At 47.7% G+C, this 24,995-nt stretch carries 21 protein-coding genes; 14 read left to right on the forward strand and 7 right to left on the reverse strand.

All coding sequences use genetic code 11. The features are described from left to right. The first annotated feature begins 187 nt into the window (after nt 1-187). The 11 genes from IC229_RS00275 to IC229_RS00325 all read left to right on the forward strand — a co-directional run bounded on the left by IC229_RS00275 (nt 188) and on the right by IC229_RS00325 (nt 12,312). Nucleotides 188-1,018 (forward strand): mechanosensitive ion channel family protein, encoded by an 831-nt coding sequence (locus IC229_RS00275; protein ID WP_190884918.1) that lies wholly within the window; start codon nt 188-190, stop codon nt 1,016-1,018. Nucleotides 1,019-1,083: 65 nt separating this feature from the next. After that, the gene (locus IC229_RS00280; protein WP_190884919.1) at nt 1,084-2,106 is read left to right on the forward strand and encodes a DUF3078 domain-containing protein; all 1,023 of its coding nucleotides are present in this window, start codon (nt 1,084-1,086) and stop codon (nt 2,104-2,106) included. 72 nt (nt 2,107-2,178) lie between these two features. Further along, nucleotides 2,179-2,508, forward strand: a complete 330-nt coding sequence (gene mscL / locus IC229_RS00285) for a large-conductance mechanosensitive channel protein MscL (RefSeq protein ID WP_190884920.1) — start codon at nt 2,179-2,181, stop codon at nt 2,506-2,508. 92 nt (nt 2,509-2,600) lie between these two features. Then, complete coding sequence (gene murD, locus IC229_RS00290) at nt 2,601-3,956, forward strand: UDP-N-acetylmuramoyl-L-alanine--D-glutamate ligase (protein ID WP_190884921.1); 1,356 nt, start codon at nt 2,601-2,603, stop codon at nt 3,954-3,956. Nucleotides 3,957-4,047: 91 nt separating this feature from the next. Further along, the gene (locus IC229_RS00295) at nt 4,048-5,181 is read left to right on the forward strand and encodes an FtsW/RodA/SpoVE family cell cycle protein (protein ID WP_190884922.1); all 1,134 of its coding nucleotides are present in this window, start codon (nt 4,048-4,050) and stop codon (nt 5,179-5,181) included. Nucleotides 5,182-5,219: 38 nt separating this feature from the next. Then, complete coding sequence (gene murG, locus IC229_RS00300) at nt 5,220-6,311, forward strand: undecaprenyldiphospho-muramoylpentapeptide beta-N-acetylglucosaminyltransferase (protein WP_190884923.1); 1,092 nt, start codon at nt 5,220-5,222, stop codon at nt 6,309-6,311. Between the two features lie 63 nt (nt 6,312-6,374). Then, nucleotides 6,375-7,760 (forward strand): UDP-N-acetylmuramate--L-alanine ligase, encoded by a 1,386-nt coding sequence (gene murC, locus IC229_RS00305; RefSeq protein WP_190884924.1) that lies wholly within the window; start codon nt 6,375-6,377, stop codon nt 7,758-7,760. Nucleotides 7,761-7,797: 37 nt separating this feature from the next. Continuing rightward, entirely contained in the window at nt 7,798-8,571 is a 774-nt protein-coding gene (locus IC229_RS00310; RefSeq protein WP_190884925.1) for a cell division protein FtsQ/DivIB, read from the forward strand. Further along, nucleotides 8,568-9,977: a cell division protein FtsA gene (gene ftsA / locus IC229_RS00315; protein ID WP_190884926.1), complete on the forward strand. Its 1,410-nt coding sequence runs from the start codon at nt 8,568-8,570 to the stop codon at nt 9,975-9,977. Before IC229_RS00310 ends, ftsA begins: the two co-directional genes overlap by 4 nt. Nucleotides 9,978-10,051: 74 nt before the next feature. Further along, entirely contained in the window at nt 10,052-11,545 is a 1,494-nt protein-coding gene (gene ftsZ, locus IC229_RS00320) for a cell division protein FtsZ (RefSeq protein ID WP_190884927.1), read from the forward strand. A gap of 59 nt (nt 11,546-11,604) precedes the next feature. Further along, nucleotides 11,605-12,312, forward strand: a complete 708-nt coding sequence (locus tag IC229_RS00325; RefSeq protein WP_190884928.1) for a DNA alkylation repair protein — start codon at nt 11,605-11,607, stop codon at nt 12,310-12,312. 71 nt (nt 12,313-12,383) lie between these two features. Here the strand turns inward: IC229_RS00325 and ffh are convergent, their stop codons facing one another. Next, nucleotides 12,384-13,703: a signal recognition particle protein gene (gene ffh, locus IC229_RS00330; RefSeq protein ID WP_190884929.1), complete on the reverse strand. Its 1,320-nt coding sequence runs from the start codon at nt 13,701-13,703 to the stop codon at nt 12,384-12,386. A 295-nt stretch (nt 13,704-13,998) separates the two neighbouring features. Between ffh and IC229_RS00335 the strand changes: the two genes are divergently transcribed. Both IC229_RS00335 and IC229_RS00340 read left to right on the forward strand, forming a co-directional pair. After that, nucleotides 13,999-14,301 carry a hypothetical protein gene (locus tag IC229_RS00335; protein WP_190884930.1) on the forward strand — a complete coding sequence of 101 codons (303 nt, stop codon included), beginning with the start codon at nt 13,999-14,001 and terminating at the stop codon, nt 14,299-14,301. 157 nt (nt 14,302-14,458) lie between these two features. Next, nucleotides 14,459-15,301, forward strand: a complete 843-nt coding sequence (locus tag IC229_RS00340) for an endonuclease/exonuclease/phosphatase family protein (RefSeq protein WP_190884931.1) — start codon at nt 14,459-14,461, stop codon at nt 15,299-15,301. Nucleotides 15,302-15,511: 210 nt separating this feature from the next. Here the strand turns inward: IC229_RS00340 and IC229_RS00345 are convergent, their stop codons facing one another. From IC229_RS00345 to IC229_RS00370, 6 genes are all read right to left on the reverse strand, one after another. Then, nucleotides 15,512-17,230: an amidohydrolase gene (locus tag IC229_RS00345; protein WP_190884932.1), complete on the reverse strand. Its 1,719-nt coding sequence runs from the start codon at nt 17,228-17,230 to the stop codon at nt 15,512-15,514. 154 nt (nt 17,231-17,384) lie between these two features. Beyond that, on the reverse strand, nt 17,385-17,969 hold the full coding sequence (locus IC229_RS00350; RefSeq protein WP_190884933.1) for a hypothetical protein: 585 nt from the start codon (nt 17,967-17,969) through the stop codon (nt 17,385-17,387). A 449-nt stretch (nt 17,970-18,418) separates the two neighbouring features. After that, nucleotides 18,419-19,981 (reverse strand): dienelactone hydrolase family protein, encoded by a 1,563-nt coding sequence (locus tag IC229_RS00355; protein WP_190884934.1) that lies wholly within the window; start codon nt 19,979-19,981, stop codon nt 18,419-18,421. 4 nt (nt 19,982-19,985) lie between these two features. Continuing rightward, nucleotides 19,986-20,948: a kelch repeat-containing protein gene (locus IC229_RS00360; protein WP_190884935.1), complete on the reverse strand. Its 963-nt coding sequence runs from the start codon at nt 20,946-20,948 to the stop codon at nt 19,986-19,988. Between the two features lie 16 nt (nt 20,949-20,964). Further along, nucleotides 20,965-22,362: a TPR end-of-group domain-containing protein gene (locus tag IC229_RS00365; protein WP_190884936.1), complete on the reverse strand. Its 1,398-nt coding sequence runs from the start codon at nt 22,360-22,362 to the stop codon at nt 20,965-20,967. Between the two features lie 100 nt (nt 22,363-22,462). Continuing rightward, nucleotides 22,463-23,533: a helix-turn-helix domain-containing protein gene (locus IC229_RS00370; protein ID WP_190884937.1), complete on the reverse strand. Its 1,071-nt coding sequence runs from the start codon at nt 23,531-23,533 to the stop codon at nt 22,463-22,465. A 223-nt stretch (nt 23,534-23,756) separates the two neighbouring features. On the opposite strand from IC229_RS00370, the gene IC229_RS00375 reads away from it, so the two are divergent. Beyond that, nucleotides 23,757-24,977: an NADP-dependent isocitrate dehydrogenase gene (locus tag IC229_RS00375; RefSeq protein WP_190884938.1), complete on the forward strand. Its 1,221-nt coding sequence runs from the start codon at nt 23,757-23,759 to the stop codon at nt 24,975-24,977. Nucleotides 24,978-24,995 lie beyond the last annotated feature (18 nt).

Consider the following 24,995-nt stretch of genomic DNA (forward strand, 5'->3'; position numbering starts at 1 on the left):
GTTTAAACTAATTGAGCCAACAGACCCTTGCCCTCCGCGTCTGAAAAGGGAGATAGTTTCTGAAATCGATTTGATTCGGAATACTATCACAGTAATAGACGTCTTCATTGGCGACTTATTTAGTACGGCTTCCGCAATGGCAAATCCACCACACTTACATGAGAAAGAAGAAAAATAGTTTATATGTATGAATCAACTACCCGAATTAACTGAAATAATAAGGAATACATTTCAAAATCTGATTGATCAGTTTGTTGATTTCGTTCCTCGTTTACTGTTTGCCATTATTATTTTAGCCATTGGTTTTGGTATTGCCCGATTAATCTCATTTATCGTATTACGGGTGCTGGGGAAAGTAGGTTTTGATAAAATTGGTCATCGCCTGAATGAGATAAAACTTATTAAACAACTAAAGACCGAAGTCAAGCTTAGCGAAATCCTCGCTAAAGTGCTCTATTACTTTATTCTGCTCGTTTTTGTCAAAGCAGCTACCGAAAAATTGGGTGTTGCGGCCATTACTGAAATGGTAGCATCGCTGATCCAGTTTATCCCCAAATTGATTGCGGCTGCCATTATGCTTCAGGTGGGTGTACTGCTCTCGGATGGGATACGGTCGGCGGTTTTAAGCGTTTGTCAGTCGTTTAATATCGCTTCTGCCCGGTTGCTGAGTACCATTGTGTTTGTTTTTTTTCTGATTATTACCATCATCAGCGCACTCGGTCAGGCGGGAATCAATACGGAATTGCTGGAGTCAAGTTTTAATCTGGTTATTGGCGGAATTATATTCGCTTTTGCAGTTGGATACGGCATGGCTTCCCGCGATTTGATGGCGAATATTCTGTCTTCGTTTTATACGAAAAATAAATATAGAGAAGGCCAGATTATCCAGATCGATAACGTGAAAGGCCCAATAGTACGTATCGATAACTTATCGATGACAATACAGACTGGTGATACAACGACGGTTCTTCCCCTGCAAACGCTACAAACAAAAAAAGTAGAAGTATTCGATAAATAAGCTTCTTTTAAGGCGCGATTATCAAATAGGTAATCCTTCTTTTACAGCTAAATTTCTATACTTCGATGGGGAAAAGTACCTTGTATATTCTGCTGATGTGGCTTAGTTTTAGCCATGTCTGGTCACAGGATTCTGGTAAGACTGTACCACCAGATTCGATCCGAGTTACCACTAATTTCAAAGACACGGTTGCCGTGAAGCCTGATACGTCTTACTGGCAAAAATCATTTAGTGGCGGTGTCAATTTTAATCAGGCCACGTTTAGCAATTGGTCAGGTGGAGGGGTAAATTCAATTGCTCTTGGAGCCATTGTTGCGGCTCGTGCGCTTTACGAGAAAGGAAAAACATCCTGGGATAATACCGCTGATTTACAATTAGGCTACGTAACGCAATTGGGCAATACTCGTAAAGCGGCCGACCAGATTATGATCATTTCAGTTCTTGGGCATCAAATTGCCCCAAAATGGGACCTGTTCGTTTCTGGTACGTTCAATACGTTCTTTGCGCCGGGTTACCGATACGATAAGCTGCCTGCTGAACAGGCTCGTCTGAAGGTTTCCAACTTTTTTGCACCTGCCCAGTTCACATTTGCCGTAGGTATCGCCTATAAACCCAACGACTGGTTTTCGCTACGTATGAGCCCGCTAGCTCCGCGTATTACGTTTCTTTCAGATCAGAGTGTGCGGGTAAGAGAACTTGCCAACGGTACGTTCGTGCCCGACCCGACGCAGAAAGTCTATGGAGTAGAACCCGGAAAAACTACCCGAACCGAGTGGCTGGCATTTCAATTACAGACGGTGCTCAATCGAAACCTGACGGAGAACGTATCATTGAATGCACGTTATCAACTGTTTACGGAATATTCACACCTCGATAACATTAACCATAGGCTCGATTTGATTTTGGCAGCCAAAGTGAGCCAATACCTTAGTACTACGTTCGGCCTGATTGCGCTTTATAACAAAGATTTTAGCTCCGAATTACAACTCCAGCAGACACTAGCTATCGGATTAGTTTATAATATCAGCTCGTTTCGAACAAAGAAAGATAGCCAGAAAGCTGCGGCTCCGTTGCCAGGGCGCTTTTAGTTTGCGTTTTATTTTTACCTTTAGCGCAATTGCTTTCCCGTCAGTTAATTCTAACCTAAAACTAATCCATCTATGTTAAGCGAATTTAGAACATTCATTGCGCAGGGAAACGTGCTTGACCTGGCCGTGGGCGTAATTATTGGTGCTGCATTCGGTAAAATCACCACGTCGCTTGTAGAAGACATCATCAATCCCATACTGGGGTTAGTGCTGGGTGGAATTGATTTCAGCCAGTTGAAGTATGTGATGAAAGAAGCCGTTGGTACAGAGCCAGAAGTAGCTATTCGTTACGGTAATTTCCTGAATACGGTTATTCAGTTTTTCATTATTGCCTGGGTTATTTTTCTGATTGTAAAGGCTGCCAATCGAATGCGTGTATCTGATTCAATAGCTAAAAAATAATAGAAATTCCTGAAGAAATTTTACGGAAATGCCCTGACCATGGTTGGGGCTTTTTTTTTTATACGTTACTTTGCCAATAGTACGTATTGAGTATGTCAGTTAAGCAATTAGTTGTTCTTGGTGGGGGCGAAAGCGGAGTAGGGGCTGCGTTACTGGCGCAGGCCAAAGGTTTTTCTGTCTTTCTTTCCGACAAAGGGGCCTTGAAGGAGAGTTACCGGACAACGCTGGAAAAAGCCGGTATTCCGTTTGAAGAAGGTACACACACCGAAGCCCGCATCCTGGCGGCCGATGAAGTCATAAAAAGTCCCGGCATTCCCGAAAAAGCACCACTGGTTCAGCAACTTCGAGCGCAGAAAACGCCTGTAATTTCAGAAATCGAATTTGCGGCCCGTTATACTAAAGCTAAACTCATTGGAATAACGGGCAGTAACGGGAAAACCACTACTACGTTACTGATTTATCACCTGCTCAAAACGGCAGGATTGAACGTAGGGCTAGCGGGTAATGTGGGCGACAGCTTTGCCGAACAGGTAATTGCTGATACGTTCGATTACTACGTTCTCGAACTAAGTAGCTTTCAACTCGACGATATGTACGACGTGCATCTCGACGTAATGCTCCTACTGAACATTACTCCGGATCACCTTGATCGCTACGCCTACAATTTCCAGAATTATATCGACTCGAAGTTTCGGATTCTACAGAATGCTTGTCCAGATGATACGTTCATTTATTTTGCTGAGAGTCAACCTATTCAGGAGGAACTTACAAAACGTAGCACGGTTGCGAATCGATTGCCTGTTTCGTTGCAGTCGCCGGTAACACCTGGTGGCTACGTTCAAAATGGTCAGCTAATAGCACAAACGACAACGCATTCATTTACATTGACTCAGGCTGATACGCCGTTACGTGGTCCGCACAACGCCATCAATATGCTGTCGGCCATATTAGTGGCGCAGACGCTGGACGTAACGAATGAAGCCATTATCGCTGGCCTGAAGTCGTTTCAGAATGCGGCTCACCGGCTGGAACCGGCTGGAACTATAGATGAAATCCAATTCATTAACGATTCCAAAGCGACCAACGTAGATTCCGTTTTTTATGCGCTATCGAGTATGGAAACACCGACTATCTGGATTGCGGGTGGGCAGGATAAAGGCAATGACTATAGTCAACTTGATGACGTAGTACGTCAGAAAGTGAAAGCGCTCATTTGCCTGGGTATCGATAATCATAAACTGGTGGAGCATTTTGGAAGTAAAATTCCCCTGATTTTTGAAACGCAGCAGGTAGAAGAAGCTGTCGCAAAAGGGCTGGAGTGGGGTGAATCCGGCGACGTAGTACTGCTGTCACCCGCTTGTGCAAGTTTTGACTTATTCAAAAATTACGAAGATCGGGGTAATCAATTTAAAGAAGCAGTAAGAAAATTAATGATGAATTATGAATGATAAATGATGAATTGGTCGAGTCGCGTAGGCTGATGCAAGCATTCATTAATCGTCATTCATCATTTATCATTCATAATTCATCATTAAAACAATGGCTCTCCGCGACTGGATTCGTACAAATCTTAAAGGCGACCGCCAAATCTGGTGGTTTGTGCTGTATCTATCTATTATGAGTGTGCTGGTCGTCTATAGTTCGACGGGAACCAAAGCATTTAAAGAGATGGATGGTAACACCGAAATATTCCTGCTGAAGCACGGAGCTCTATTACTGGTGGGGATTGCCTGTACTTATTTCGCCCATCAGATCAACTACGTACATTTCGCACGTTTGTCGAAATACGGCTTGTGGTTATCCATTCCATTGCTGCTCTGGGCTTATTTCGGGGGGGAAGTCCGAAACGATGCGTCGCGTTGGGTAACGATTCCGTTAATTAACCAGACGTTTCAGCCATCGGATTTAGCCAAACTGGCGCTCATATCCAATCTGGCCGCTATGCTGGCGAAACGACAGAAGTTCATGAGCGACCCGAGTGTGCTGTTCAATCTCATCATCTGGATTGCGCTCATTTGCTCGCTCATTATTTTGTCCAACACGTCGACCGCTTTATTACTGGGTGCTACGTGTTTTCTGCTCATGTATATTGGTCGAGTGCCGGTACGTTACCTGGGTTACATGATTGTTGCCTGTATTATTTTTGGCGGCATCGCTCTGGCAGCCGGCCAGCGACTGGGTACGGCAATTAGTCGGGTGACGATGTTCGCCAAATCAGATAGTATTCCATTCCAGGTTGAACAGTCGTATATAGCCCTGGCGAACGGCGGACTTACCGGACAGGGGCCTGGAAACAGTCACCAACGTAACACATTGCCCAACCCATTCTCCGACTTTATTTACGCCATTATTGTGGAAGAATATGGGTTGCTGTTAGGGGGGATTCCGGTGGTGCTGGCGTATTTATGGTTTTTATGGCGTGGTATGAATACAATCCATAAAGCTACCCGACCGTTTGGCGGACTTTTGTCCGCCGGTCTCACATTTAGTATTGTTTTTCAGGCATTTGCGAGTATATGCGTGGCAATTGGTATGGCTCCCGTAACAGGTCAGCCTTTACCTTTATTGAGCATGGGAGGCACCTCGCTCATATTTACGGGCATTGCTATTGGCATTGTTTTGAGCGTAAGCCGGGAAGATACCGACGAAAGCAAATTATTGGAAAAAAGGTAGTCATTAATTGTCATTATTGACAAGAGACTTATAACCGAATGAAAGTTATTATCAGCGGGGGCGGAACCGGTGGGCACATCTATCCGGCCATCGCCATTGCCAATGAACTGAAAACCATCGATCCCACCACGGAGATTCTGTTCGTTGGGGCCGAAGGCAAGATGGAAATGGAAAAAGTGCCTCGCGCCGGTTATACGATTGTTGGTTTGCCGGTTGTTGGCATCAAACGTGAACTGACGCTGGCCAATCTGGGGTTCCCGTTCAAGCTGGGCCGGAGTTTGCTACGTGCCCGGCAGATTGTTCGTGAATTTCAGCCCGACGTAGCAGTCGGGGTTGGCGGTTATGCCAGCGGACCATTGCTGCTGGCTGCGTCGTTTAAAGGGATTCCGACGTTGATTCAGGAGCAAAACTCGTATGCGGGTATAACAAATAAAGCCTTAGCTCGCTGGGCAAAGCGTATCTGCGTTGCGTATCCAGGAATGGAAGCGTTTTTCCCTGCCGAGAAAATTAAACTAACTGGGAATCCGGTACGTAGTGATATTCAGTTTGCTGACCAACAGATAGAGGCCGGTCGAGAGTTGTTTGCCCTGGAAGCGACTCGCCCAACGGTGTTGATTATTGGTGGCAGTCAGGGAGCGAGAACCATTAATGAGAGCATAGAGGCCGGTTTGCAGCGTTTCGTTGATGCCGGTGTTCAGGTAATCTGGCAAACGGGAGCGAGTTTTATCAGTCGGGCGCGGGAGGTGGTGGCGGCCGTTGGCTCACCGCTGGTGAAAGCGTACGATTTTATTTACGATATGGACAAAGCCTACGCCGTGGCTACTATCGTTATTTCGAGAGCGGGCGCTTTGTCGGTTTCAGAGCTTTGTCTGGTAGGCCGTCCGGCTATTCTGGTGCCGTTTCCGGCGGCTTCGGAAGACCATCAGACCAAAAACGCGATGAGTTTGGTGAAAAATGATGCCGCCTTGCTCGTTACCGACCGAAACGCGCGCGAAGAACTGATTACGACCGCTTTGAATTTGTTGGAGAATCCAAATCAACAAAAACAGTTAAGTAGCCAGATAAAAACCTTAGCGAAGCCGCACGCGGCTCGCGAGATTGCCGAAGAAGTAAGAAAACTAACCAAATAAGGTAGAAGGAACGTAGTAATGAACGTAGTACGTTCGCTACTTTTCTTCCACGGACATTAACGAATGACTTTAACACAGTTCAAATACATTTATTTTCTGGGTATCGGCGGAATCGGCATGAGTGCGCTGGCCCGCTGGTTTCGTATCAACGAGTACGTAGTGGCCGGTTACGACCGTACATCCACTACGTTGACAGAAGCCCTTGAGAACGAGGGTATAGCGATTCATTTTTCGGAGGATGTAGAACAAATTCCGGCCTTGTTTCGGGAGAGTCCGGCTGAAACCCTGGTTATCTACACGCCTGCCGTTCCGAATATCCATGCTGAATATCTGTACTTTGTAGAGAAGGGCGTTACGTTGCAGAAGCGTTCACAAGTGCTGGGGCTTATTGCTGGACAAATGACAACCGTGGGCGTAGCCGGTACGCATGGTAAAACCACTACGTCGTCGATGGTGGCGCATATTCTGCGGGATGCTAATGTGAATTGTGCCGCTTTTCTGGGGGGTATCACCAATAATTACGGAACCAATTTCCTGCTGAATGAGCCAGCCGACGACCTTCGTTCGGTGGTTTGCGTGGTGGAGGCCGATGAATTCGATCGGTCATTTCTGACACTGTTTCCCAAATACGCGATCGTTACGTCGACCGATGCCGATCACCTGGATATTTACGGTGCCCACGACGCTGTTCTCCAATCGTTTAGTCAGTACGTTAGCCAGATTGAGCCAGACGGAGTACTCTTCATGAAAAAAGGATTGACGCTGGCCGACAAAACATCTGCAACCGTTCGGGAGTATTCACTAGAGGAAGGCGACTATCATAGCCAGAATCTACGTATCGAACAGGCAACTTTTGTATTTGATTTAGTACATCCAAATGGAATTATTGCAGATATTCGTCTGATGATTCCTGGTTTTCATAATGTTGAGAATGCGGTGGCTGCCGGAGCCGTGGCACTGGAGGTAGGCGTATCGCCCGAAGCCATTCGGTCGGCATTGAGTGACTACCGAGGGGTACGTCGTCGGTTTGAATACATCCTAAAATCGGATTCTGCCGTACTTATTGACGATTATGCTCATCACCCCGCTGAAGTGAAGGCGTTTCTGACATCGGTAAAAGCATTGTATCCTGATCGGGAATTGACGGCGGTGTTCCAGCCGCACCTGTTCAGCCGTACCCGCGATTTTGCCGAAGGGTTTGCCGAAAGTCTTTCACTTGCCGACCATGTCATTCTGCTGGATATTTATCCGGCACGCGAATTACCTATCGAAGGCGTTACGTCAGAACTGATTTTTCGCGACGTTAAATCGAAAACTAAACAAAAATGCACCAAAGAGGAATTAACCGACGTTGTGCGACAAATGAGGCCGTCATTACTGGTAACTATTGGCGCAGGCGACATTGACCAGCAGCTTCCGGCTCTAAAAAGCCTTCTATCGTACCAATAAATAAAAATATATCGAAAACAACTCAGCTTATTTATAGATGTTTTCTACCTTTAAATCATCCCAAAAGGTGTTGCTAGTCACCACCGGACTTTTAGGCCTGTTAGGGCTTATTGCCTTTACCGAAGTTCGGCATGGTCAGAAGTCTGTTCGGCAGGTTGTGATTCAACTCGATAAAGTCGAGGGGCATCGGTTTCTGACCCGTCAGGATGTGATGGGGTATTTAACCAATGAAGGGGATGACCCTATTTTGGGTAAAGATTATGCAGAAGTCGATTTTCAACGTTTGGAGAAACGATTAATGCAACATGGGTTAGTGAAAAACTGTCAGATATCGCGTGACCTGAACGGCGATTTGCTGATCGTAATTGAGCAGCCCCGTCCACTGGCGCGATTAATGGCTTCTGGTGATGGGTTGCGGTCGGTGTCGGGGCAGTATGTTAGCGAAGAAGGACGTTTTTTCCCGATTTCGATGAACTATTCGGCCCGGGTGCCCATTTTGGCGGGTGCTTATTTCGCTCAGAATCGTTCATTGGCGAATCAACGAAATAAACCGCTGCTGGATTTGTTAAAGCGAATTCACGACGACCCATTCTGGCGTGCGCAGATTGCCGAGTTGTCGGTGAACGAACAGGGTGAAGTCGTCATGTGGCCGCAAGTTGGTAATCACCAGATTGAACTGGGGCCACCGACCGAGCTGGATGCAAAGTTTAAAAAGTTAAAGTTAGTTTATACCAACGTTTTACCGGCTGCGGGATGGGACCACTACCGTCGGGTAAACGTTCAATACCGAAACCAAATAGTTTGCCAATGACAACCACGGGCGTAGACGGAGAAATTGTAGTAGGGCTGGATATCGGTAGCACCAAAGTTTGTGCCGTAGCCGGTCGATTGATTCGCAATAAGAAAGACCAGGAGACTCTTGAAGTTCTGGGCGTAGGCGAAACCTCGCTGACAGATGGTGTTGCCAAAGGTTCGGTGGTGAACGTTCAGAACACGGTAAACGCTATTCGGAAAGCCGTGGAAGAAGCTGCTAATCAGTCGAACGTCGATATTGAACGCGTCAATGTCAGCTTCAGTGGCGCACATGTTACGTCGGTGAAGTCGAGCGGGAGCATTACGCGCTCGTCGTCGGGCGATGAAGTGCAGAGCGAAGATATTGATCATTTGCTCAATGATATGTACCGCACCTCGATTCCAGCAGATAAGGAAATCATCCACGTCCTCCCTATGGATTTCGTGGTCGATACCGAAGTCAATGTTAACCAGCCAGTAGGACGTAACGGTATTAAATTAGGGGCTGATTTTCAGTTAATTACAGCTCAGGCAAATGCAGCACGTAACATTCGTCGGTGTATCACACGTAACAACCTGACGCAGGACACGATGATGCTCTCGGCGCTGGCGTCAGGACTGGCGGTGCTGACGGATGAAGAAAAATACGCGGGCGTAGCCCTGGTTGATATTGGCGGTGGCACCACCGAAATGGCAATTTACTACCGCAACGTACTACGTCACGTAGCGGTGTTCCCGTGGGCAGGCAATAGCCTGACGTCGGATATCCAGGCGGGCTGCAAAATCCTGCCCAACCAGGCTGAATTGCTCAAGAAGAAATTCGGTAGTGCTAACCCATCGGAGTATAACCTGAATGAGGTAGTGGGCGTGCCGGGACTGAGTAACCGTAAGCCTAAGGACGTACTGCTCAAGAACGTAGCGATTATTATTGAAGATCGGTTGCGTGAGATTGCCGCACTCGTGCAGGCTGAAATTGTTCGGTCGGGCTACGATGGCAAACTACTGGGCGGATTGGTACTGACGGGTGGTTCGGCCATGATATCGGGTGCAGAGCAGATATTCAGTCGGGTAACCGGGCTGGAAGAAGTACGGGTTGGATACCCTGAGCACCTAGAACCCAATGGTCGCGCCGATTTGGTGGCGGATCCGGCTTATGCCACGGCTGTAGGTCTGGTTTGGGCGGGTTATAAGACGCTCGACAACCGGATTTCGTTCATTACTGATCCGAACCGACCCCGTAACGATGAGTCAATGGGCAATGTGCCAAGTAATGATAGACGGGATAAACCACCAGGACCTAAACCACCCATTCCGCCAAAACCGGACCCAGATTCAGATCCGGATGAAGGAGGTTTGATGGGCTGGATTCGGCGTTTGACACGCCCAATTCGGGGAAATGAGACCGACCCTTATCCGGGTCAATAAAACCGGATTTCACTTGACGTAGTAATCGTCAATAGAGAGTTATTGAAAACCAACAGACATCAATTACCCATACGATGACTAGTCAGGGCTATAGATTTGAAATGCCAGACAACAACCCCATTATTATCAAGGTTGTTGGCGTTGGCGGCATGGGAGGGAATGCCGTCAAGCACATGGACAAAATGAAGATGCAGGATGTCAGTTTTGCAGTTTGCAATACTGACCGTCAGGCTCTTATGAATAATCCAGTAAAAACGAAACTGCAACTAGGCGATGGCTTGGGCGCAGGAACTGACTGGAAAGAAGGCGAAAAAGCTGCCCGCGACAGTATAGAGGAGATTGAAAACCTGCTGGCTTCACCTACCAAAATGGTGTTCATTACGGCAGGTATGGGCGGTGGTACGGGTACCGGTGCCGCTCCGGTTGTGGCTGAAGTGGCGCGCAAAATGGGCTTACTCACCGTGGCTGTCGTAACGGCTCCGTACTGGTATGAAGGCACCGACAAAAAAGAGCAGGCTCGGGAAGGTATCGAAAAGCTGAAAGATAGCTGCGATACGGTGCTGGTGGTACTGAACGATAAACTGGCGGAGCTTTACAGCGAACTCACCTGGACCGAAGCCTACGCCCACGCCGACGACGTTCTGGCCAATGCCGTAAAAAGTATTGCTGAGATTATCACCACGCAGGGCGATATCAACGCTGACTTTGCCGACGTAAAAAAAGTACTTGAAGGAGCAGGCCAATCCGTGATGGGTTCGGCAGAAGCCTCGGGCGAAGACCGGGCGCTACGGGCTATCGAGTCTGCGCTTAATTCTCCGTTGCTTAACGACCACGACATTCGCGGTGCCAAGCGTATTCTGTTGACCATTTCGTCGAGTAAGCAGCACGCTATGTTGCTAAAAGAGCAAATGGCTATTTCGGAGCATGTGTCCAAAAAAATTCAAAGTGAAGCCAAGATGTTTAAGTTTGGCGCCATCACTGACGAAACGCTTGGCGATAAACTTCGGGTTACGATCATTGCTGCTGGTTTTGATGGTACGTCTAAATTGATGGATCAGCTTAAGCTTAAGAGTCAGGATACTAAAGAAACTGAAGACAAAGCAAAAGAAACAGTCCAACCTGTTGATGACAAGGACAATACCGACGGAAATGACGCTGAAACACAAGGTAGCGGACCAGTGGGTGTCCTGGAAGGAGAGGAAGAACCTTCGGGCGATTTAGTGCTAGTGGATGATGAAGGGGGCGAGGTTGATGTAAAACCAACGGTTAGTCTCAAAAACGACGAAAAGAAAACACCGACCGGTTACAACGGTTCAACTATCGTTTTACCCGAAGCACCCAATAAATCGACCCCTGATCCGGATTATGATGCTGATACATTGGTTCTGGAAGAAGAGGAACGCCCGGATGATAGGGACTTGATCAAGCGGACAATAGAGATGTTTGTGAAAGGTCAATATCTGGCTGCCGATCTCGACAGACCAACCTTTGAGCGAAATAAAACCGTATTGTATTCGCCCCCCATGCTATCTGAGCAAGATTTTATCCGTTCAAAATTGAACGATTAACCAGAAAATTCCCTAGATACTGGCAGAGGCTCAAATGGGTCTCTGCTTTTTTTATCCACATGGAACAGACCTACAAAGCCGTTAAAACCGCCATTATGGCGCTACATCAGACAGAAAGAGCTATAATGGTGGCTCGTTTTTTCAAAACAGGTCCCGGTCAGTATGGTGAAGGTGATCAATTTGTGGGCCTTTCGTTGCCGCAGATACGTGCCATTGTGAAGCTATACCAAAACCTGCCACTCGACGAAGTTGAAAAACTGGTCCAGGACCCGATTCACGAATGCCGGATGACTGGCCTGCTAATTTGGGTAAAGCAGAATACTAAAGCTGGCTCGGCTGAAAGGGCAGCTATTCTGGATCGATATGTAGCAAACCGGCAATACATCAACAACTGGGATTTGGTCGACGTTACGTGTCCACATATCATTGGGCGCTACGTTGTTCAGGGCGATCGTACCATCTTGTACGACCTGACTCACGAAGAAAATCTCTGGAGTAAACGTATCGCCATCGTATCGACGCTTGCACTGATTCGGCTCGGGCAGTTTAGTGATACGTTTGCCATTGCCGAACTGCTTCTGTCGCACAAACACGATTTAATTCACAAGGCGGTTGGTTGGATGTTACGGGAAGTTGGGAAACGTAACGTCGATGCGCTGGAAGAATTTCTGCACGACCACATCAGGCAACTACCTCGAACGGCGCTACGTTACGCCATCGAACGATTTGAACCCGCCCGCCGACGGTATTATCTGGAATTAACGTGAATTATGGTTAGTTGATTTTGTCATCCTTCCGCTCCGGCGGATCGGCTGCGTCAGGATGACAAAAATCAGATTTAGCGCATCATCTTGTTGAGCTTGCCAGATGCCTGCATGGTATTCATTTTCTTCATCATCTTACGCATCTCGTCAAACTGCTTTAGTAGGTTATTCACCTGCTGAATGTTCGTGCCACTACCAGATGCAATTCGTTTTTTACGACTACCGTCAATAATGTCAGGGCGCTGCCGCTCTTTAGGCGTCATGGAACTGATGATGGCTTCGATGGGTTTGAACGAATCGTTATCGATGTCTAAATCCTTGATCATCTTGCCCATACCCGGAATCATACCGAGCAGGTCTTTTACGTTACCCATCTTTTTAATCTGTTGCAACTGCGAGAGGAAGTCGTCGAAGTCGAACTGATTCTTACGCATCTTGGCATTGATACGTTTGGCTTCATCTTCGTCGAAGGCCTGCTGCGCCCGCTCCACCAGCGAAATTACGTCGCCCATACCCAGAATCCGGCTGGCCATCCGGTCGGGGTAGAAAACGTCGAGGGCTTCCATTTTCTCGCCCGTGCTGATGAACTTGATGGGCTTATTAACGACTGTTTTGATCGAAAGAGCCGCACCACCACGCGCGTCGCCGTCGAGCTTGGTCAAGACAACGCCGTCGAAATTAAGCCGTTCGTTAAAAGTCTTCGCCGTATTGACCGCGTCCTGTCCTGTCATCGAATCGACTACAAACAAGGTTTCAGTAGGGGAAATGGCACGTTTGACCGCTTCAATTTCCTGCATCATAGCCTCATCGACGGCAAGACGTCCGGCGGTATCGACAATGACGATTTTCTTACCTGTTTTCCGTGCCTGATCAATAGCGTTTTTGGCGATGGCTACAGCGTCTTTATTCTCAGGCTCCGAATAAACATCAACCCCAACCTGTTCGCCCAGCACTTTCAACTGGTCGATAGCGGCCGGACGATAAATGTCGGCGGCAACGAGCAAAACGTTACGTCCCTGCTTTTTGAGGTAGGCTGATAGCTTTCCAGAGAACGTAGTTTTACCAGAACCCTGCAAACCAGCGATCAGAATAACAGCGGGATCGCCTTTGATGTTAATGCCCTGCGCTTCGCCCCCCATCAACTCGGTCAGTTCCTCCTGAACGATTTTCACGAACAACTGGCCGGGTTCTACCGAAATAAGTACTTTCCGGTCGAGGGCTTTATCGCGAATGCGGTCGGTGATATCCTTCGCCACTTTGTAGTTTACGTCGGCGTCGGTCAACGCGCGACGAACTTCCTTGATCGTCGCTGCTACGTTGATTTCGGTAATGCGGCCCTGCCCCTTGAGGGTTTTAATGGCCTTATTTAACTTATCCTGAAGATTCTCGAACATAATTGTGGTAAACGATGGCACAAAGATAACAGTTTCCGGTAGGCAATACGTAGCCCGTTATTTAGTAGAAAAAATTGCATACCCTGACCGCTATTTTATATTTATTTTTCTGAGCTGCCACTACGCAATAAATTTTTGGCACTATAGTTGATATAGAAAATAATAGTTCATCGTTTGTGAATTAAACACAACTCTATGGGGCAATAGTACTGTTTTAGTTTATATTTGTGATGGTTGCATAGTATATGCAGGATTCATGGATAGGACGCCGTATTGATTCTAAACCAATTGCCCCATGAGAACTCTTTTGATGAAAAAAGCGACCGGCTATCTGGCTACGGCGTCGTTAGTGACTTCTTCTTTCTTTGTGTGCGTTGCCCAACCCGTACAGGCAGCCTCTGCTACGTCCGTATCAATGCACGTAGATGGTCGTAAATCGGCCGACAGCCCCGGATTAGTACGTAGTACGGCTACGAAAACGGAAACCGTTACGAAAGATCAGCAGAAGCATGATAAAAAAACGATTAGCCGGTGCTGGAAACGTATCATTACGGCGATTCGGGAAGTAAACCATGCTCATCGAAATACCCAGAAATAACCGACCTACTGAGAATAGAATCCCCGTTACGTTGTACAACGTAACGGGGATTTGCGTTTTTAAGCGAATTTAAGCGAACAAAGGATTTAGTAAAATGACAGAAACGGGTATCGAGATATGCTTACTTTTGCTTCCAAAACCCTAAATCTTTTTTGCTATGCGTTTTGCTATTTTTTGCCTGCTGAGTGCTCTATTGATGGCTCAGCCTATAGTTGCCCAGAAAATGGAACCCATTACAGTTGCCAGTTATAATCTGCGCTATAAGAATAAAAACGACGGCGTGAATGCGTGGGATAATCGGAAAGAAAATGTAAAAGCGCTTGTTCGCTTCCATGAATTCGAATTGTTTGGGACGCAGGAAGCTTTGCGCGAACAATTAAACGACGTAGCTGAACTACAGGATTTTGCGTTCATTGGAGCCGGTCGTGACGACGGCAAAGAAGCGGGTGAACACTCGGCGATTTTCTACAAAAAAGACCGTTTCAAAGTATTGCAATCTGGTAATTTCTGGCTGAGTGAAACGCCCGATAAGCCCGGCAAAGGCTGGGACGCTACGTGCTGCAACCGCATTTGTTCGTGGGCGAAATTCAACGATCTAAAAAACAAAAAGGAGTTTTACTTCTTCAGCGTTCACTTCGATCATCAAGGCGTCGAAGCGCGTCGGCAGTCGGGTAAATTGATGGTATCGAAAATAAAGGAAATCGCTAAAAATGAACCCGTTATTCTGGCCGGCGATTTTAACTCTACGCCTGAAACCGAGCAGATTCAAACCATCAAAACCCTCCTGAGCGACGCGCACGACGTAACGACTACACCGCCCTACGGCCCGGAAGGTACGTTCAATAGCTTCAAATTCGACGCACCGATGGACAAACGTATCGACTATATTTTTGTCAGCAAACCATTTCGCGTCTTAAAATATGGTGTATTGACTGATGCGAAAGAACAACGCTACCCATCTGACCATCAGCCTGTAATGACTAAAGTTGTGATGAATTAGGTAACGATACGTTGATAATTTCTATAAATAAAATGCCCCGCAAGAGTCGACTCTTGCGGGGCATTTTCTGTCATTCTGACGAAGGAAGAATCTTAAGTCATCCTCGCTCTCAAATAAGGGAACGTTAAGATTCTTCCTTCGTCAGAATGACAGAAACGTGCATTTTTGACCTATCTCCAAATCTATACTCCTAACTTCACTACGTTCGATTTACTCCGAGCGTGACGAAGAGACTTTGGCGGCACTCGATTTTTCTTTCGCTTTATCTTTTTCGAGCTGTTTTTTCACGGCTTCGCGCTGATCATCACGTAGCGTTGGGTAAGTAATGCCTAGTTGTTCCAGATAGGTTTTGTTCTTGGATGGGTCGTAATAAAACTTCTCCAGTTTTGGCTTAAACTCCGCCATAATCTTCTTATTCAGATAGATAGCAGGCTGCTCTTTGGGAGAAATCAGCGGTTCGTATTTAATGTCTTTCGTTTGCTCGTCCTTGTAGTACGTCCAGGCTTCCTTGATAATTTCCGGTTTCATGAGCAAATCCAGAAGCGTCATGGCTTCTGCTTTGGCGCCGTAGACCACACCTTTGTGTGCAATGGGCGTGGCCATTGAAATGGCATTGGCCCAGTGGTGGCCGGGTAGCCCTGGAATGTTGCTCGGGTAACGTAGCACGATCGTAGGCAGTGACCAGGAAATATCAGCAATATCGTCGGAACCACCGCCCATCGGAGTCATCGCCTGACCGCCCATCATCACTACCGGTGCCGACGACGTAGGCATACCCATCGAATCCAGTTTAGTGGCTAATCCGTCGATTTTAGGTGCTACTAACTCAATCTGTGAGGCACGCGCCAACAACTGGTCTTCTTCCGACCAAGTGGGCAAACCCACTTTTTTGATGTTATCGTAAGCTGCTGCCGCTATTACTTTGTTGGTGTGCACTGGCCAGGCCGATCCCAGAATTTCGTAAGTGAATTTGGTGTCGGTCATCATGGCCGCGCCTTCGGCAATTTTCACGCCCGTTTCAAACAGCTTTTTGATTTTCGGATACGTCCGTTCGCGGAAGTAATACCAGACGGCAGCTTTCGACGGCACTACGTTCGGCTGGTCGCCACCGTCGGGGATAACGTAGTGCGAACGTTGTGTAAGTTCGAGGTGTTCGCGCCGGAAGTTCCAGCCAATGTTCATCAGTTCGACGGCATCAAGCGCGCTACGTCCGCGCCAGGGTGCACCGGCTGCGTGGGCGGCCTGACCTTCAAAATTGAACTTGACCGAAACCAGCCCATTGTTACCATTGTCGCCCCACGATACCCCCAAGTTGTTACCCACGTGGGTGAAAATGCAGGCATCCACATCTTTGAAATAGCCATCCCGAACGTAGAAGGCTTTCGTACCTACGAGTTCTTCGGCAACGCCCGGCCAGAGCATCAACGTACCGGGAATTTTCTCCCTTTCCATTAACTTCTTCACGGCCAGTACGGCCACAATGTTAAGCGCCTGACCGGAATTATGGCCTTCGCCGTGCCCCGGTGCCCCTTCTACAATCGGATCTTTGTAGGCCACACCAGGTTTCTGACTGGCTTTTGGAATGCAATCGATGTCAGAACCGATAGCAATAAGCGGTTTTCCCGATCCCCACGTAGCAATCCAGGCGGTTGGAATATTTGCTATGCCTTTCTGAACTTTAAAGCCTTCCTTTTCGAGCAGTTCTGTCAGGTATTTAAATGATTCTTCTTCCTGAAAACCCAGTTCGGAGAAGCTGAACAGCATGTCGTTAATCTGCTGCGCCATCTTGGAATTGGCTTCTACTGCGGCTACAGCTTCAGCTTTCAGTTTGTCGATACGATCCGATGAGCCAGCCTGTTTTGAGGATTTTTTGCTTTGAGCGAGGCAGAATGTCGGTAAGAGAAGAAAGAGGAGTAATAAACGCTTCATGGCAGGTTGTTTTGAGATTGAGAAGTATTCCACTAAAGATAGCGAAAACAACCAAAAATTCTACCAATGAAGCGCTACGTCACCCTCAATTCTGATACGTTCAAAACGTTGCCAATAGTGAATCAAGTTGGGAAATGTTTCTCGATTTCTGTATCTAAGGCATTCGCACATACTTGTTCAGGCCCACCTGTACCCAAGTTCCATTGTCCGAAACCTTGTTCCAAAGGCCGTTTTGTAATTCCCACAGGGAAGAACTTGCCGTCTTGCCGGGGCCAAATCCTCCGTAGGCAGCAAGCACATGTCGGCCGGTATCGTATTCCAGCGCAATACCCGATTCGAGCGGACCTCCGCTGGCTAGTTTCGTCAGTTTTTTTCCGTTCCAGCCCCATGTTTCCCCGATCGTTCCGTGAATGATGACCTGCTTTTGGTCGGGGCTGTATGTCATGGCGCGTCCTGATATAATACCAATGTTTTCGACTGGGATATGTGTCCAGCTTTGGCCATCAAACTCCCACAAATCGGCGGGCATATCTTTACTGGAAAATTTTCCACCAAACAATACTACCTTTTTTCGGAGTGGGTCGTATGCCATTCCAAAATTGCCTCTCGCACCAGGACCGGGTAGCTTGAGTGCGGTAAACTGGCCATCTTTTAGCAGCCAGGTTGTAGAGTCGTGCTGAAAATCGACTAAGAAACCGCCGTAGACAACGAATGCATTCAGGTGATCGGCAAAAACCATTTTATGATGGTCGCGGGTGCCGATGTCGTTGGTATTAACCTTTGTCCATTTCGAGCCGTCGAACCGCCAGGTATCACCTTTTTTGTCGCCAATAATACCCTTTCCCCGGCCGCCAAATAGATAGACCTCACCGATTTTTGTGTTCAGGGCGCCTGCGTTAAGAATTCGTGATCTCGGTCCATACGCCTTGATCTAAGTCCAGGACGAGCCATCCCACTTCCAGACATTATTTTGTGTGGAATCCAGATGACTCGATGAATAGCCATCAAAAAGCAGCAGCGCCTTGCTTTTTGGGTGATAAATAAGGTGAGCGCGAGTCTTCGCATCTGGCAGCGTAGGATGCTGCTGCGCGAGCGAAACGTTTATGGAAATAATAGTAGCTAACAGAGATATCTGTATCCCTATTAGCCATTTCTAAGTTTTTGTCATAGTGCCGTTGGGGCGTATAGTTACTGGGCCTTCAATCGCTGTAGCCTTGCCTGCGCTGATCGCCGGACGCGCTCGTTAAACGACATTTCCGCACCTCGAAAATCTACCAATACGTCCAGCACTTTTTCAGAACAACGAATGGCGGCCAGTTTATCGCCAAAATCTTCGTGCATACCCGCCAGATTATTCCAGAGCCAGGCTTCTTTGGGATACACTTCCGTCGCGAAGTTCATCAACGCGATAGTTTCATTCGGTTTTTTCTGACTCTGTAATAGTTGAGCCTGCGCGTTCAGATTGTTCTGATGCAGGAATGCGGCTGCGGGGTCGACAGTCAGAAATCGGCGCGCCACTGCTAATGCGCTGTCGATGCCCTGATCATTAATAATTTTGATAAACTGCTGAGCGTTTGGGGGAGGTTTCAGCCCCGGATAGTGACGTATAGTCCAGAGTGAATCAGGATACTGACTCAGTGTCGCTTTAGAGTCTAGAATGGTCTGCGATGATTTATCCTGTTTCAATACGCTATTGAAAAATGCCAGCAAATGCCTGTTCGCCAGTTCAAAACTAGCCCGCAGACTGGGTTCTTTGTCGCCACGTACGTGCAGAACGGTGGTAGAAGCACGGCCTTCGGTTGCTACGTCCCAATGGTGAAGCCGGCTATAATTAAGCAGCAGGTGATAGCGATCAGAATAGATTTTTTTGTGAAATTCATCAAAATGAGCGTCAGAACTGCCCAGACGTTTGCCATAGATATGAAGGAACGGTACGTGTAATTGTTTAGCATCATAGAAATTGGATTTGCCCAGATAGTCCATAATGCCCTCGCCGTAGATAGCACTTTCTATGTCGGCCAGGGCACCAACCCGTTTGTCGTGCATAGCAAACAGGACCTGTGTCAGTCCGGAACCGCTGAAGCCCAACGTACCCACTTTTTCTTCGTCGATCAACCCTCTTTTTTGAAGGTAGCTAATTGCCAGTTGCATGTCCTGCACTTCCTGAATATAACGTATCATCGGCGTGGCTTCCGATAGTTCACCTGTTGTCACCATGGCCACTACGTAGCCATTACTAGCCAGCAGTTCGTTGGTTACTGACGTAGAGAGCGGACGTAACGTACCAATCAGCAGAGGAAAACGCTGGGGTAGGGACGTAGCGGCCTTACGAGCCAGCAAAGGTGAATTCGCCAGTTTTGTCCAATGGGCATCGGTAAGTTTGCCGAAAAACCGATCGAACGTAGCACGTTGGTCGTTGAGCAGTCTGGTTTTTAGCGCTGGGTCTTTGCTGCCGTTCAGTTCAGAAAAGCTTTCGGCTGCGCAGTAATCACCATACGTCATCGCTACGTTGCTACTGTTACGTTGGGCCGGATACCAGAGATGAAGTTGCACCTGCCGGTGGCGGTTGCCCGTTTCTTTCGCGCCAAAGTAATCGTACCGTCGCTTCGTCACCCGCGAATCATCGGTTAGCGTCACTACGTTAAAACCAACCGCATGTGGACCGACTGGTAAGTTGACAAAAAACGGATTTGATTGTGCTCGCGTAACCAGATTAGCTATCAGTAGTACGGAAATGAGCGTATGCTTCATGGCATTAATTCAGTTGCTTCCAGTGCCCATCTTTCCACTGCCAGAGTTGGCTGCAAAGCGTCAGTTTATCGGGAGCATCCGGCTGCGGAACTGAACCTCCGTAGAGCAAAATTCGGTTGCCGTCGTAAACCAAATGAGCGGAATTACGCAGACCGGGCGAGGTAGGTGTTTCAATGTTCGTCCAGGTTTTTCCGTCCCATTTCCAGAAGTCGCCTATCTGTTTCCGATCAGCCGTAAAGCCTCCGTGTAGGTACGTAACACCCTCGCCGGGGTGATGTGCCAGCATATAACGAGTTCGAGGAGACGGGCCTGCGACAGGCTTCTTTACCCATTGAGTGTCAGTCCATTCCCACACGACCGATTTTCCATCTTCCCAGTCAAGCATGACTAAAGCCTGGCGTTTGTTGTCGTAAGTAATCTGGTACGGACCATCCGGATGCGGTCCATTAGTGGAGAGTTTCTTCCAGGCGTTCGAGCTATATTCCCATAACTCAAACTGCTGGTCGTTCCCGTACATAAATTTGGTTTTATCGCTGGCATCGCCGTACACGAGTACACGTTTGTGCACGGGATCATAAACGGCTTTTGGCTCCTTAACGGGGCAAGTCGAACTAACCTGTTTCCAGTCTTGACCATTCCAGCGCCAGACGTCGTAGTAAATTGTGTAAGGCTGCTGTTTTTCAGAAACTCCGCCAAACAAAAGTGTTACGTTGTCAGCTTTGTGATACACCAGCGCATGGCCGCTACGTCCCCCTGGCCCCGGCTTATCATACTGTTTCCAGCCGAATGAGTCCCATTCATACACGGCCGTGAATTCGTTCAACGTACCATTGACAACCGTTGCTCCGCCGTAAACAATCAATTTGTTACGATACGTATCAAAAGCCACTGTTTCCAGATGACGAGGCTCAGGCGACGTAGCACCGATAATACCTGCCCCGAATAGTATAAGGAAAAAGATACGCATGGGAGTAAGCTGTAGATCAATTCGTTGCTGGGAAAAGCTTCTTATATCGATCCTCCGATCGCACTAATTCCAGATCCGGGTCACTATCGAATTGTTGCTTCGAACCATAGCCCAGCTTTACAGCCTGTTCCAGTGCGTCTAATGCTTTTTCTTTCTCCTTTATTAGCGAATAGGCACAGCCCAGGTTGTAATAATCTCCTCCGTGTGGCTCTAGTTTAATGGCTTTCTGATAGTAAGGTATACTCTCGCTGAATTTCCCCGATGCCAGCAGTGGGAACGCCAGACTGGCGTATAGATTTCGGTTTTCACCATTGATGGCAATGGCCTTCGATACGTAGCCGTCGGCTTCAGCAGGTTTATTTGTCAGATAGGACAAGACAGCTAGGCTTGTTAACGCACTGGGATTTTTAGGTTGAAGGGCGACTGCTTTTCGGTACGTCTGAAATGCCTCATCGTACTGTTTTAAATCGCGTAATGCTCCCCCATACATCGAAAGCGCCGTTGCATCATTGGGGTGCTTAGCTACCCAGCTTTTTAGGAGTTCAGCGGCTTTTTCGGATTGATGGCCAAAGCTGGCTGCGAAAATTTCACGACTAGCCGCCTGTAGGTCCTGCTGTGCTGGAACGGGTTCCAACTGATTTTTCCAGAATGAGATGGTTTCCAGAATGAGTTTACGCGCTTCGTCATTGCCCGAAAACGTATCGAATGCGTGTGGCATATTGGAAGCCATCAATAGTCTCCACGGCGCTTTGTTTTTCATGACTTCACTCCAGATCTTGTCGTACCCATCTCCCCGAACATCGCCTTCGGCCACTAGGAAAAGCACGGGAAGGTCTTTTCGAAATGGCCCTACTGGTGCCTGACCGTAGTAGAGAGCGGCTGCTTTAATGCCTTTGTGAGCTGATTCGCCCATTAAATACTCAACTGCCTGCGAAACATTGGCCGATGCAGCATAGACCCCAATATTATCGGAATCAATATGGTGTTCAGCCCCTTTTTGCGTCAGAAAATTAAACACACCACGTAGTGATTCCTGAACCCGGCTGCGATCAGCTTCCATCGAAACGCCGATGAACCCCTGTGCGGCCATCATTTGCGGCCAGGTTTGGTATACGCCCCAATCTTTCACTCTTCGTTCGGACGGATTTGGGTCATCGCCGATAGCATTCAGGAAAACAATGACTGGCCGCTTCTCGCCCGCCTTCAACTGGGATGGTATGTACAGATCCAGTTTTAAGGTGCCTTTCGTGTCACTCAGGTACGTAACGTTTGTTTTTACGGTTACCTTTTTCGTGTCAGGATGCGTCAGCACGATACCTAAATTACGGCCATCTAATGGAGAACTGGTGTTTGGGTTTTGAGCCATTGTGGACAGGCTCATCAGTAAAGACGCGATAGCTAGCGTTGTTTTCATGCGAGTGTATTTGTTGTCATGAATACATGATTCTGACCCCGATTTAAGGCCAGAAATCGCATGATGCTTCTATTCCGGTCGGATTGGGACTAATAATCGGCTACGTGCTCAATTTTTTAAGGAATGGCTCCCGGAATTTGGAGGGTGTAGTACCGTATTGCCGGCGGAAGGCTTCGTTGAAGCTGGCCAGCGAGTTGAAGCCAGAGTCGAACGCGATCGCTGCAATAGTGTAATGAAAATAAGCCGGATTCCTCAGTCGTTGCTGGGCCTCTTCCAGACGTAACGTATTCATGTAATCGGCGTAGGATTGCTGCATTCGTTCGTTCAGCACCTGCGATAGATGATGGCGCGACGTAGCGAGCTTTTCAGCCAACGTATCAATAGTCTGCGACGAATCGAGGAAGAGTTTATCGACTGCCATGCTACGTTGGAGTGCCTGTTCGATCCGGTCAGCCTCATCAGGTTTCAGGCTGGAGCGAGCGTATTTGGGACTTTTAGGAGAAGAAATAGACGACTGTGGTTGTGTTGGAGTCTGGTCTGAGATTTGCGTGAAAGGCCCGGCTTTTGCAATGACTTGATAACTAACCCAGTAAATCAGCAACGTAAGTGCAACGAATAATAACCGTACATCCGGAAAGCGACCGTAGTACACAACCATCAATGCCAGCGTAACGATAATAATCTGTTCGGTTATAGCGGCTACCCGAAGAAAAGGTTTCAGCGATTGAGGAGCTATTCGATAAGCCAGCCAGGTGTATATTCCCAGCGATAAAGTCTGGAAGGCAGCCTTAGCGAAGGGATGGACTTCGCGGATCTCTCCCTCTGTTACGTATACGCCAGTCATCCAGAGGGTGGCCAAACCGAATAGTACGAAATGCCACCAGTCTGCCAGCGCCCGTTTATTTGTGGTTTTGGCTTTGACATATAAGAATAGCAATGGCCCGATTAAATAGGGTAATTGGTACGACAGCATATACAGCCATAGTACGTTCTGATAGAGCCACACTTTTGCAATAACCTTCAGTGTCAGTTGCAGGCCAGCCACCAGTAAAAACAGGCTTATATACAGATTGGCCGGTTCATTACGTCGGTTTTTCAGAAACCATATACTCAGCAATCCGCCCTGTAATGCGCCAAATAGCAGCAGAAAAATAGTAACCTGTTGGACCATGATCAAATTGGTTCAGCTCTCGGCAATCTATTGATTCTGTTGGAGATGCTGTCAATAAATTACATGAGCGGATAAGCCAGAATGAACCGGCAGCTGTTCAGTAATTTGTACTGACCGGTCTTGGAGATAGCACAGCTACTAATTCGTTTTTCCGTACTTTTGCACCGCAAAGGCATACCTGCCAAGTTTTCGTTTCGTTTTCAATCGTTTATAACAAAGTCAAATGGAAAAAATTAAGGTAGCGAATCCGGTTGTCGAACTGGATGGCGATGAAATGACCCGTATCATCTGGAAATTCATTAAAGACAAACTGATTCTGCCCTACGTTGATGTTGATATTAAATACTATGACCTCGGCATTCAGTATCGCGACGAAACCGACGATCAGGTAACGATTGACGCGGCCAATGCCATTAAACAATACGGTGTTGGTATCAAATGCGCCACCATCACGCCCGACGAAGACCGCGTTAAAGAGTTTAATCTGAAACAGATGTGGAAATCGCCGAATGGCACAATCCGGAACATTCTGGATGGAACTGTTTTTCGCGAGCCAATCGTGATGAGCAACGTACCACGTCTGGTAACGAACTGGACGGCTCCGATCATCGTTGGCCGTCACGCGTTTGGCGACCAGTACCGCGCTACCGATTTTGTGGTGCCAGGTAAAGGTAAACTGACCATGAAATTCGAAGGCGAAGACGGCACCGTGATGGATTTTGAAGTATTCAACTTCAAAGGTCCGGGCGTAGCGATGGGTATGTACAATGTCGAAGAATCGATACGTGGTTTTGCGTTGGCCTGCTTCAATATGGCCCTCCAAAAAGGCTGGCCACTTTATCTGTCGACCAAGAACACGATTCTGAAAAAATACGACGGCCGGTTCAAAGATATTTTCCAGGAAATCTACGAAGGCCAGTTCAAGGCGAAAGGCGTTCATTACGAACACCGGCTTATCGACGACATGGTAGCGTCGGCGCTGAAATGGAATGGTAACTTTGTATGGGCCTGCAAAAACTATGATGGCGACGTTCAGTCGGATACCGTAGCGCAAGGTTTCGGTTCGCTGGGTCTGATGACATCGGTACTGGTTACGCCCGATGGTGGAACGATGGAAGCCGAAGCGGCTCACGGCACCGTAACGCGCCACTACCGCGAATACCAGAAAGGCAATAAAACGTCGACCAACCCAATCGCTTCGATCTACGCCTGGACGCGTGGTCTGGCATTCCGGGGCAAACTCGATGGCAATCAGGCCTTGATCGATTTCGCCAATGCGCTGGAGCAAGTATGCGTTGAAACCGTTGAAAGCGGCAAAATGACGAAAGACTTAGCCTTGTCAGCTTTCCCAAATGATACGGTTTTAGTGGCAGGTGAGCATTACCTGTACACCGAAGATTTCCTCGAAGCACTGGACGAAAACTTAAAAGCGAAACTAGCTTAAACTTATGAACCGCTCCGG

The organism is Spirosoma profusum, assembly GCF_014699005.1.
Classification (GTDB): domain Bacteria; phylum Bacteroidota; class Bacteroidia; order Cytophagales; family Spirosomataceae; genus Spirosoma; species Spirosoma profusum.